This is a genomic window from Dietzia cercidiphylli (assembly GCF_014145145.1).
In the GTDB taxonomy this organism is placed as follows: Bacteria; Actinomycetota; Actinomycetes; order Mycobacteriales; family Mycobacteriaceae; genus Dietzia; species Dietzia natronolimnaea.
The window spans coordinates 1-11,046 of the sequence record NZ_JAALEA010000037.1 but is presented as its reverse complement, the minus strand read 5'-3'; the positions used below and the strand labels follow the sequence as shown (position 1 = coordinate 11,046).

The window sequence follows — 11,046 nt, the reverse complement described above, 5'->3', positions numbered from 1 at the left end:
CGGCCCGCCCCCTCCCACCTCGCCCCCGCGACCGGGCGAGCAGGACGCGCCCCCGGAGACCGGCCCGTGCGTGGACCCGGACCCTGCCGTCATCGCGACGTGTCTCGAGCCGGTTGTCGCGGTCGCCGGCCTCGGGGAGAGGGCGCTGGTCGCCGAATCGACGGGAGGCGTCAAGATCGTCTCGGTGGACGGACCCCCCGAGGACTTCGGCCGGGTGGACCCGCGGGGTGGTCGGGTCGCAGCGGTGGCGCCCTCCCCGGACTTCGCCCAGGACCGGCTGGTGTACCTCCTCGTCGTCGGCGACGGCCCCTCCAGGGTCGAACGACTCGCGCGCGGGGACGCACCCAGGACGGTCGCCGAGCTCGCCCCCGCGGAGACCGGGGGGCTCGCGTTCGTCGACGACGTCCTGACTGTGGGCGTGGGGTCGGAGCTCCTGCGGTACCCCGGGTTCAGGGGTATCGGCACGGCGGACGATCCGGAAGTCGTCGCCCGCGACCTGGGCCGGGTCAGTGGGCTGTGCACCCACGGGTCCGACCTCTATCTCTCTGCCGTCACCGACCGCGGCGCGGTGATCCGGAGCGCCGATCGCATCATTTGGACCTGGCCCGATCAGCGTTCGGCGGGAGGGTGCGCCGCGGCCGAGGACTCACTGGCACTCGCGTTGCCGGACGGCGAACGCGCCGACACCCTCCCCCTCGCGGGTGGGGCGGCACGGGGCCAACCCGAGGCGCTGGCCGAGGGGCGCTACGGACGCATCACCGGTCTGGCCGCGGTCGGTGACGGGGTGTTGCTCGGCGGGACCACGAACACGCAGGGCGGCTCTCCGGTCCCCACCGACGACCGCGCCGTCATCCTGCCGCAGACCGGTGGTGGCGGCGGGGACGCCCGGACCTGATCCTGATCCGGGCCCCGTGCACCGGGGCCCGCACCTGGCCGGTGGCGGTGACGCCGCCTAACCGCAGGCGGCGATCACGAGCTCTTTGACCCTCGCCGGGTCCGCCTGGCCTCGGGTGGCCTTCATGACCGCTCCGACGATCGCGCCGGCGGCCTGGACCTTCCCGGAACGGATCTTCTCGGCGATGTCCGGCTGGGCGGCGAGGGCGTCGTCGACCGCCTTCTGCAGAGCCGAGTCGTCACGGACCACCTCGAGTCCCTTGTCGGCGACGATCCGGTCCGGCTCACCCTCGCCGTCGAGGACCGCGTCCACGACCTGACGGGCGAGCTTGTTGGTGAGCGTGCCCTCCGACACGAGCTCGATGACCCGCGCCACCTGGGCGGGGGTGATGTCCAGCTCCGGCAGGCCCACGCCGCGCTTGTTGGCCTGCTGCGACAGATAGGACACCCACCACGACCGTGCCTCGGTGGGGGGCGCGCCGGCGTCGACGGTGGCGAGGATCAGGTCCAGGGCCCCGGCGTTGACCAGGTCGCGCATCTCCTCGTCCGAGACACCCCAGTCGGCCTGCACCCGTGCGCGGCGCAGCCACGGCAGCTCGGGCAACTCGGCACGGATCTTCTCGATGAGCTCGTCCAGCGGCTCGACCGGTGCGAGGTCGGGCTCGGGGAAGTACCGGTAGTCCTCGGCGGACTCCTTGGGCCTGCCCGCCGTGGTGGTCCCGTCGGACTCGTGGAAGTGCCGCGTCTCCAGCACGACCTCCCCACCTGAGGACAGGACGTCCGCCTGGCGGCACATCTCGTGACGCACGGCGACCTCGACGCTGCGCAGGGAGTTGACGTTCTTGGTCTCCGTCCGGGTCCCGAACTCGGTGGCGCCCTTGGGCATCAGTGAGACGTTGGCGTCGCACCGCATCGACCCCTGGTCCATACGGACGTCGGAGACGTCGAGACTCCGGAGCAGATCGCGTAGAGCGGAGACGTACGCGCGGGCGATCTCGGGGGCACGCTCCCCTGCTCCGACGATCGGCTTGGAGACGATCTCGATCAGCGGAACGCCGGCACGGTTGAAGTCGAGCAGCGAATGCGTGGCCCCGTGGATCCGACCGGTGGCCGAGCCGACGTGGGTGGACTTGCCGGTGTCCTCCTCCATGTGCGCCCGCTCGACCTCGACGCGCCAGGTGGTGCCGTCCTCGAGCTGGACGTCGAGGAAACCGTCGTGGGCGATCGGCTCGTCGTACTGCGAGATCTGATAGTTCTTCGGCTGGTCCGGGTAGAAGTAGTTCTTCCTCGCGAAGCGGCTGTACGGCGCGATCGAACACCCGAGGGCCAGCCCGATCTTGATCGCCCATTCGACGGCCTGCCCGTTGACCACCGGCAACGCCCCCGGCAGACCGATGCACACCGGACACACCTGCGTGTTGGGGTCCGCTCCGAACGCAGTCGGGCACCCGCAGAACATCTTGGTGGCGGTGTGCAGCTCGACGTGCACCTCCATGCCCATGACGGGATCGAAACGTGACACGACCTCGGTGAACTCCATGCGGAACAATCTAGCCGAAGAGGCAGGCGGCCTCGCGGTAGCGGTCCTCCGGGACGGTCTTGAGCACGGCGACGGCCTCGGCGACCGGCACCATCTCGATGGACTCCCCGCGCAGGGCCACCACCTGACCGAAGTCCCCCCGGTGCACCGCATGCGCGGCGTGGACACCGAAACGGGTGGCCAGGACACGGTCGTACGCCGTGGGGGTTCCCCCGCGCTGGATGTGCCCCAGCACCGTGGTGCGGACGTCGCGGTTCATCCGGGAGGCGATCGCCGTTGCCATCTGGTCCGCGACACCGGTGAACACCTCGTGACCGAACTGGTCGGTCCCGCCCTGCCGCAACGTCATCCCCGAGCCCTCGACGGGTGTGGCGCCCTCCGCCACCACGCAGATCCCGTACGCCTCCCCCATCTGGAAGCGGCGCTTCATGACCTTGCACACGTAGTCGATGTCGAACGGCACCTCGGGGATCACGATCATGTGCGCCCCGGACGCGAGCCCGGCGTGGAGGGCGATCCACCCGGCGTGCCGACCCATCACCTCCACCAGCATGACCCGCTCGTGGGACTCCGCCGTCGTGTGCAGGCGGTCGATCGCGTCGGAGGCGATCGAGACCGCGGTGTCGAACCCGAAGGTGTAGTCGGTTCCCGCCACGTCGTTGTCGATGGTCTTCGGGACGCCCACCACCGGCACACCGTTCTCCGTGAGCCACCGCGCCGCCTTCAGCGTCCCGTCGCCACCGATCGCCACCAGCGCGTCGAGGGAGTGGCGCTGCAGGGTCCGCCGGATCTCCGGCAGGCTCCCGGTGAGGATGTCCGGGTTGAGCCGGCCAGTTCCGAGGATCGTGCCCCCGCGCAGCAGGATGCGGTCGATCCCCTCGTCGTCGAACAGGGGCACCGCACGGTCGTGGACCAACCCGGACCACCCGTCCTGGAAGCCCAGGACGGGTGAGTCGTACTCGGAATGGGCGGTCCGCACCAACGCGCGGATCACCGCGTTGAGTCCGGGGCAGTCCCCGCCTGCGGTCAGCACGCCAATACGCACGTCGGACTCCTCTCGGTTCTCCCGCAGTCTAGGGCCGGGACCTGGTCACCGTGCCCGGCTCCGGTGACTGTTCACCTGTACGAAACGCCATCGTCGCCACTCCTCCGAGCAGGACCACCACGGCGGGGAGATACATGGCGTCCGCCACCGCCTGCCCTATGTCGCCGTGGACGACCAGCCGGGCTTGCATCACCGCACCGATCGCCGCGGAACCCAGGACCGCACCCACCTGGCGGGTGGTGTTGTAGACCCCCGAGCCAGCTCCGGCGGAGGCGAGCTCGAGGCGTCGCATCGCGGTGGACGATGTGGGCGCCCAGACACACCCGTTGGCCACCCCCATCAGGGCGATGGGTCCGAGCAGCACGGGGATCGAGGTCTGCGAGTCCATGACCAGAGCAAGCCAGAACAGGGAGATCGCGTAGGAGAAGTACCCGATGCCCGTGAACAACCGCGGGTCGATCCTGTCCGCCCACCGCCCGACGACCGGGGCGAGGACACCCGCGATCAACGCCATCGGCAGCAGCATCAGACCGGCGCGCGTGGGGCTGAGGTCCTTGACGCCCTGGAGGTAGAACATCAGCGGGACCATGGTGCCGGCGGTGACGAAGCCGATGGTGGAGACTCCGAACGTGCCGATCGAGAAATTCCGGTCCCGGAACAGGCGTAGAGGTACCAGTGGCTCCGTGCGCACGCGCGACTGCCACCAGACGAACGTCGCCAGTCCCGCCGTCCCCGCGATGATGAGCGCGAGGGTGGTCCCGCCCCAGCCGTGGGACTCGCCCTGTTGGATGCCGTACACCAGGAGGAACATGCCCACGGCCGACAGGACGATGCCCGGGACGTCGTAGGAGTGCGAGCGGGTCTCGAGCCTGGGGACCCACCGCCAGACCAGGACCACGGCCAGGACGCCGAAGGGGATGTTGACGAAGAAGATCGCGCGCCAGTCGAACGCGTCGATGAGGACACCACCCAGGACGGGTCCGACGACCGAGGCGATGCCCGCGACCGCGCCCCAGATCCCCATGGCCGCCCCGCGACGTCCAGGCGCGAAGACCCTGGTGATCACGCTGAGCGACTGCGGGGTGAGCAGCGCGGCACCGAGTCCCTGGAACACACGCGCGACGATGAGCGTCTCGATACTGCCCGCGAGACCACACCACAGTGATGCACCAGTGAACAGGACCAGTCCGGCGATCGAGACCGCGCGGGGTCCGATCTGGTCACCCAGACGACCGGTGAACAGCAGCGGTACGACGTAGGCCAGCAGGTAGGCGCTGGTCACCCAGATCACCTGGTTGGTCGACGCTCCGAGTTGCGTGACGAAGGCGTCGGTGGCGACCGCGACGATCGTCTGATCCACCAGGATCATGAAGAACCCGATGACGAGCGCCGCCAGGGCCTTCCATGCGTCCCTCTCGGGGACCGTGGTCACGCGATCGGGCCTCTCGCCGCCTCGAAGGCGGCCCCCACCCGGTACAGGCGGTCGTCGGCCAGCGCGGGGGCCATGATCTGGAGGCCCGCCGGAAGCCCGTCGACGAGACCGGACGGAACGGACATGCCGCAGTGTCCGGCGAGGTTGAGCGGGAGGGTGCAGAGGTCGAACTGGTACATGGCCACCGGGTCCTCGACCTTGGCGCCCAGCGGGAACGCGGTCGTCGGCGTGGTGGGCGAGACCAGAACGTCAACCTTCTCGTACGCGGCGTCGAAGTCGCGCGCGATGAGCGTGCGCACCTTCTGTGCCTGGCCGTAGAAGGCGTCGTAGTAGCCGGCGGAGAGGGCGTAGGTGCCGAGCATGATGCGGCGCTTGACCTCGGGACCGAACCCGGCTTCGCGGCTCGCCGCCATGACCTGGTCCGCGGACCCCTCGCCGACCCGCAGTCCGTACCGCATGGCGTCGAACCGGGCCAGGTTGCTGGACACCTCGGACGGCAGGATCAGGTAGTAGGCGGGCAGTGCATAACGGAAGTTCGGGCACGAGACCTCGACCACCTCCGCACCCAGCTCCCGCAGGGTGTCCACCGAGGCACGGAACGACGCCTCGACCCCCGGCTGGTACCCCTCCCCCGCGAACTCGGAGACGACGCCCACGCGCACGCCGGACAGATCTCCTCGCGCGCCCTCGCGCGCCGCCCGGACCACGTCCGGGACCGCCACGTCGAGACTGGTGGAATCGCGGGGGTCGTGTCCGGCGATCACCTGGTGCAGGAGGGCGGTGTCCTCGACCGTACGACCACACGGTCCACCCTGGTCGAGCGACGAGGCACAGGCCACGAGACCGTATCGGGACACGGTGCCGTAGGTGGGCTTCACGCCCACCGTGGCGGTGAGGGCGGCAGGCTGGCGGATGGACCCGCCGGTGTCGGTGCCGATGGCGATCGGGGCCTGGTGGGACGCCAGGGCAGCGGCGGAGCCACCGCCGGACCCGCCCGGGGTACGGCTGGGATCCCACGGGTTACGGGTCGGGCCGTACGCCGAGTTCTCGGTCGAGGACCCCATGGCGAACTCGTCCATGTTCGTCTTGCCCAGGATCGGGATGCCCGCGTTCCGAAGCCTCGCGGTGACCGTGGCGTCGTACGGGGAGCGGTAGCCCTCGAGCATCCTCGACCCGCACGTGGTGGGTGCGTCGGTGGTGGTGAACACGTCCTTGAGGGCGACCGGGACCCCCGCCAGCGGGCCGAGTTCCTCTCCGGCCGCGAGACGGGCGTCGACGGTGCGCGCGGCCTCGAGTGCCTCGTCGGCTCCCACGTGCAGGAAGGCGTTGATCTCCCCGTCGACCTCCGAGATCCGGTCGAGGTGTGCCCGGGTGACCTCCTCCGAGGACACCTCCCGCGCGGCGATCCGGCCGGCCAGTTCAGCTGCGGTGGCGGTGGTGAGCGAACTCATGCCTCCTCCCCCAGGATCTGCGGGACCTCGAAGCGCTGCTGGTCCGCGGCCGGGGCCTGGTCGAGCGCCTGGTCGGGGGTCAGACCGGGGGTGACCACGTCGGTGCGGTACACGTTGGAGATCGCGGTGGGATGGCTCATCGCCGGGACGTCGTCCGCTGCGACCTCGGACACGGCCTGCACGTGGTCGAGGATGTCGGTGAGCTGTCTCGCGAACGAATCCAGCTCGGAGTCGCTCAGTTCCAGGCGGGAGAGCCTGGCCAGATGCGCGACGTCCCCGCGTGAGATCGAGGTCACGTGTGTAGTCCCTTCGGCGTGGCGTGTCGGTACCGGCCCAGCCTAGTCAGGCCATCAGAGTGCGGCACAATGGGCGCCATGTCATATCTGCTCCGCGTCCTGCTCCCCGATCGACCGGGCAGCCTCGGCTCCCTCGCGGTCGCCCTGGGGACGGCCGGCGCGGACATCATCAGCCTCGACGTTGTGGACCGGTTCGACGGGGTGGCCGTGGACGACATCGTGGTGAACGTTCCCAACGGGACCTTCCCCGACACCCTGATCACCGCGGCCGAACAACTCGACGGGGTCATGGTGGATTCACTTCGGCCGTTCGGCGGGATCCTCGACGCGCACCGCGAGCTCGAGCTCATCGACGCGGTGGCAGGGGCGGGGGCCGGCGCTGACCAGATGCTCGCCGACGAGTTGCCCGCGGCGCTGCGCCTCGGGTGGGCGCTCGTGGTGGAGGAGACGACCGATGGATGCCGGCTGGTCGCTCGCGGCGCCGCCGCACCGTTGTGGGACGGGGGCCGGGTCGAGGCGGTTCGCCACCTCGAGCGGGCCACCGCGCTGGAGGTCGACCTGCCCGCCGAGTGGACGTCGATGGACACCGCGGTCGCCGCGGCCCCGCTCTCGTCCGGGCACGTCCTCGTCGTCGGCCGACCGGGCGGGCCGTCGTTCCGGCGGTCCGAGATCGCCCGGCTGGGGTATCTCACCGGGATCCTGCGGTCTCTCAACGCCGGCTGACCCGACGCGCCCCGGCTGACCCGGCTCACGTCGGTCCTCCGACATACGCGGCCCCTGTGCCCGCGTCCCGAAGGGTTGCGCGGCCGGTTGGGTCCCGACACGCAGCGCACCCGGGCAGGCGATCAGTCGGCGGCGCCCCCGGGATCGGCGGGCTCGGGGTCGGCCCCGTCTTCGTCCTCCCGCGCCGGGCCGTTCTCCAACAGCTCCACGAAGCCGGCCTCGTCGAGGATGGTCAGCCCCAGCTCCTCAGCCTTGGCCGCCTTCGACCCCGGGTTGTCCCCCACAACCACGTAGTCGGTCTTCTTGGACACCGATCCCGAGGCCTTGCCACCGCGAGCGATGATCGCCTCCTTGATCCCGTCGCGGGTGAACCCCTCCAGGGATCCGGTCGCCACGATGGTCAGGCCCTCGAGGGTGCGCGGGATCGACGCGTCCCGTTCATCGGCCATCGAGACGCCCGAGGCCGCCCACCGGTCGACGATCTCGCGATGCCAGTCCACATCGAACCACTCCACCACCGAGGCCGCGATGGTCGCGCCGACGCCGTCCGTCTCCGCCAGCTCCACCTCCGAGGCGGCGCGGATGTCCTCCATGGTGCCGAACCGGGTGGCCAACGCGCGTGCGGCGGTCGGCCCGACGTGGCGGATCGACAACGCGACGAGCACCCGCCACAGTGGCCGGTCCCTCGCCGTCTCGAGATTCGCCAGCAGCTTGCGGCCGTTCTCGGTGAGCACGGTTCGCTCCGGCTCGGCGCCCTCCTCGACCTGCTTGCGTGTCGCCTTGTCCAGTCGGGTGTAGAGGGAGGTGCGGAGGAGGTCCGCCTCGGTGAGGTCGAACAGACCGGCCTCGTTGTCCAGCACCCCGCTGGCGAGGAGATCGGAGGCTCCCTCGTAGCCGAGCGCCTCGATGTCGAGTGCGTTCCGCGAGGACAGGTAGAACAGTCGCTCTCGGAGCTGTGCGGGACAGGACCGCTGGTTCGGACAACGCCAGTCCGCGTCCCCCTCCTTCGCCGGCGCCAGGACGGTCTCACACTCGGGGCAGCGCTCGGGGAAGACGAACTCGCGCTCGGTCCCGTCCCGGCGCTCCACCACCGGGCCGAGGACCTCCGGGATGACGTCCCCGGCCTTGCGGATCACCACGGTGTCACCGATCAGAACACCCTTGCGCTTGACCTCGGTCTGGTTGTGCAGGGTCGCGAGCGAGACCGTGGAGCCGGCGACGAGCACCGGCTCCATGTGGGCGAACGGTGTGACCCGCCCGGTACGACCCACGGAGACACGGATGTCGAGCAACTCGGTCATGACCTCCTCGGGCGGGTACTTGTAGGCGATCGCCCACCGCGGTGCCCGCGACGTCTGACCGAGTCGACGCTGGACGGCCCGGTCGTCGATCTTCACCACGAGGCCGTCGATCTCGTGCTCGGGGTCGTCCCGGTGTTCGCCCCAGTACCGCATCCGCTCGAGTACCTCGTCGACCCCGGTCGCCGGGGCGGTGTGGGGAGAGACGGGCAGGCCCCAGTCCGCAAGCGCGAGATAGACGTCGTGGAGGCTGTCGAAGGTCGCTCCCTCGACCACGCCGAGGCCGTGACAGTACATCCCGAGGCGGCGCTGGGCGGTGATCGCCGGGTTCTTCTGCCGCAGTGACCCGGCCGCGCTGTTGCGGGGATTGGCGAACGGTGGCTTGCCGTCGGCGACGAGCCGCGCGTTGAGGTCGGCGAAGTCCTCGAGCCGGAAGAACACCTCCCCCCTGACCTCGAGCAGCGCGGGAACGGGGCGGTCCTTCGTCGGGGTGAGCGTGACCGGGATGTCGTCGATCGTCCGGGCGTTGAGCGTGACGTCCTCGCCCGTTCGACCGTCCCCGCGGGTGGCCGCGCTGACCAACCTCCCCTCGCGGTAGACCAGGTCGAGCGCCACCCCGTCGATCTTGACCTCGCACAGGAACCGAAGGTCCTCCGCGGGGATGTGAGCCTGTTCGACCGCCGAGGCCACCCACGCGCGCAGCTCCTCCTCGGAGAACACGTTATCCAGGCTCGTCATCCGCTGAAGGTGTTCGACCGGCGCGAAATCGGTGGAGAAGCCACCCCCGACGAGCTGTGTCGGGGAGTCCGCCGTACGCAGCTCGGGGTGGAGTTCCTCCAGCGCCTCCAGGTCGTGGAACAGCCTGTCGAACTCGGCGTCGGAGACGATGGGGGCGTCCTTGACGTAATAGCGGAACTGGTGATCCCGCACCGTCTCCGCGAGGTCGGTCCACGCCTGCCGTACCTCCGGGGGGATGTCCCCGGTGCCGACGGGCTCGTTGCTTCGACTCGCTTGGCTCACGAGGACAGGGTAATGCGACACATGCCCGGCGTGTCGGGGCGGTGGCCTACGGTGACCGCATGAACCCAGAGAACATCACCCCTGTCTCCCTCGACCGGAACCGGCTGCTGGCATTCGACCTCGAGACCACCGGACCCGATCCCCGGACCGCGCATGTCGTCACCTCGGCCCTCGTCGCGATCGACGGGCCCCGAAAGGTGGAACTCAACTGGATGGCCGATCCGGGTATAGACATTCCGGAGGGCGCCACGGCTGTGCACGGCATCACCACCGCCCAGGCCAGGCAGCACGGAAGGCCGCATGCGGAGGTGGTGGCCGAGACCATCGCCGGGGTCCGGACGGGGTGGCGGGAGGGGCGGACCCTGGTGGTGTTCAACGCCGCGTACGACCTCACCATCCTCAGGAGATGGGACCCCTCGTTCGAGGTGCTCGGCCCGGTCATCGACCCCTACGTCGTCGACCGGGCGACCGACCCGTACCGCAAGGGCAAGCGCACCCTCGAGGCCCTGTGCGCCCACCACGGCGTGCGGTTGGACGGCGCCCACGAGGCCGCGGCCGATGCGCTCGCGGCGGCCCGCCTGGCGTGGAAGCTACTCGGCTCGATCCCCGAACTGGCCGGAGCGGACTGGCGCGCGGTCAACGCGCAGCAGGCGCAGTGGCACGAGACGCGGCAACGCGATTTCGCGGCCTATCTCGAGCAGTCGGGCAAGGACGCCTCGGACGTCAACACACAGTGGCCGATCGCCGACACCTAGATCGGATCGGTCACTCGGCCAGCCGCGGGGCGGCCTCGGCCACCCGACGTACCGACGCCAGTGCCTCCACCGGGGTGAGGCGGCCCGAGGTCATGTCGTCCACGGTCGGGGTGAGGACCAGCCGCCCCAACCCGGCGTATCGGGGCGCGCTGAGGCGCTCGAGCAACGCGAGGATCGCGGACACATCGCGTTCCACCTCCGGGCCGGAGCGGGGCGGGCGCGGCGACCCCGGCAGTCCCTCCAGCTGGAGGATCCGCCCTCCACCGAGGACGGTGCCGGCTGCGTCAAGCGCGGGATGGGAGGTACCCGAGTGGAGAAGTTCCGCCGGAACGCAGAGCCCGTCGAGGGGCGCCTCACCGTCCGGGGTCTCCGCGACCGCGGACCACCTCGCGGGCGCCTCGGGTCCGGTGCCGGCGGGGACGCGGACCACCACCTCGGCCACCCCGTTGCGGCGCAGGACGTCGGCGAAGCGGCACAGGGAGAGCGACAGCCGGTCCTCCGGTACGGGCGCGATCGGGTCGAAACGGCTGGGTCCGGCAACCGAGCCGGCCGCGACGTGCCAGAGCATCGGCTCGTCGAGCAGGACCCTCGC

Annotated in this window: 9 protein-coding genes and 1 pseudogene; 3 read left to right on the top strand and 7 right to left on the bottom strand. The window is 70.4% G+C overall.

The window, feature by feature from the left end:
- Nucleotides 1-895: PQQ-dependent sugar dehydrogenase (locus tag G6028_RS02015; RefSeq protein ID WP_241730479.1), on the top strand; the 895-nt coding region annotated here is incomplete at its 5' end.
- Between the two features lie 57 nt (nt 896-952).
- Here the strand turns inward: G6028_RS02015 and gatB are convergent.
- The 5 genes from gatB to gatC are packed head-to-tail and all read right to left on the bottom strand — an operon-like array spanning nt 953 to nt 6,658.
- Nucleotides 953-2,434 (bottom strand): Asp-tRNA(Asn)/Glu-tRNA(Gln) amidotransferase subunit GatB, encoded by a 1,482-nt coding sequence (gene gatB, locus G6028_RS02010; RefSeq protein ID WP_182657888.1) that lies wholly within the window; start codon nt 2,432-2,434, stop codon nt 953-955.
- A gap of 10 nt (nt 2,435-2,444) precedes the next feature.
- On the bottom strand, nt 2,445-3,479 hold the full coding sequence (locus G6028_RS02005) for an ATP-dependent 6-phosphofructokinase (protein WP_182615866.1): 1,035 nt from the start codon (nt 3,477-3,479) through the stop codon (nt 2,445-2,447).
- Nucleotides 3,480-3,507: 28 nt separating this feature from the next.
- Nucleotides 3,508-4,911, bottom strand: coding sequence for a DHA2 family efflux MFS transporter permease subunit (locus G6028_RS02000; RefSeq protein ID WP_182657887.1), 1,404 nt, complete (start codon nt 4,909-4,911; stop codon nt 3,508-3,510).
- The gene (gene gatA / locus G6028_RS01995; protein ID WP_182657886.1) at nt 4,908-6,362 is read right to left on the bottom strand and encodes an Asp-tRNA(Asn)/Glu-tRNA(Gln) amidotransferase subunit GatA; all 1,455 of its coding nucleotides are present in this window, start codon (nt 6,360-6,362) and stop codon (nt 4,908-4,910) included. Before gatA ends, G6028_RS02000 begins: the two co-directional genes overlap by 4 nt.
- Nucleotides 6,359-6,658 (bottom strand): Asp-tRNA(Asn)/Glu-tRNA(Gln) amidotransferase subunit GatC, encoded by a 300-nt coding sequence (gene gatC / locus G6028_RS01990; protein WP_182615860.1) that lies wholly within the window; start codon nt 6,656-6,658, stop codon nt 6,359-6,361. Before gatC ends, gatA begins: the two co-directional genes overlap by 4 nt.
- 78 nt (nt 6,659-6,736) lie before the next feature.
- Here gatC and G6028_RS01985 point away from each other — a divergent pair, with 78 nt between their 5' ends.
- Nucleotides 6,737-7,381, top strand: coding sequence for an ACT domain-containing protein (locus tag G6028_RS01985; RefSeq protein WP_182657885.1), 645 nt, complete (start codon nt 6,737-6,739; stop codon nt 7,379-7,381).
- 122 nt (nt 7,382-7,503) lie between these two features.
- Here the strand turns inward: G6028_RS01985 and ligA are convergent, their stop codons facing one another.
- A complete protein-coding gene (gene ligA / locus G6028_RS01980; RefSeq protein WP_182652684.1) occupies nt 7,504-9,699 on the bottom strand; it encodes an NAD-dependent DNA ligase LigA in 2,196 nt (731 codons plus the stop codon).
- Between the two features lie 59 nt (nt 9,700-9,758).
- On the opposite strand from ligA, the gene G6028_RS01975 reads away from it, so the two are divergent.
- Nucleotides 9,759-10,454 (top strand): exonuclease domain-containing protein, encoded by a 696-nt coding sequence (locus G6028_RS01975; protein WP_182611333.1) that lies wholly within the window; start codon nt 9,759-9,761, stop codon nt 10,452-10,454.
- A gap of 10 nt (nt 10,455-10,464) precedes the next feature.
- Here G6028_RS01975 and G6028_RS01970 read toward each other — a convergent pair.
- Nucleotides 10,465-11,046: pseudogene (locus G6028_RS01970) on the bottom strand (cobalamin-independent methionine synthase); the annotation flags it as partial.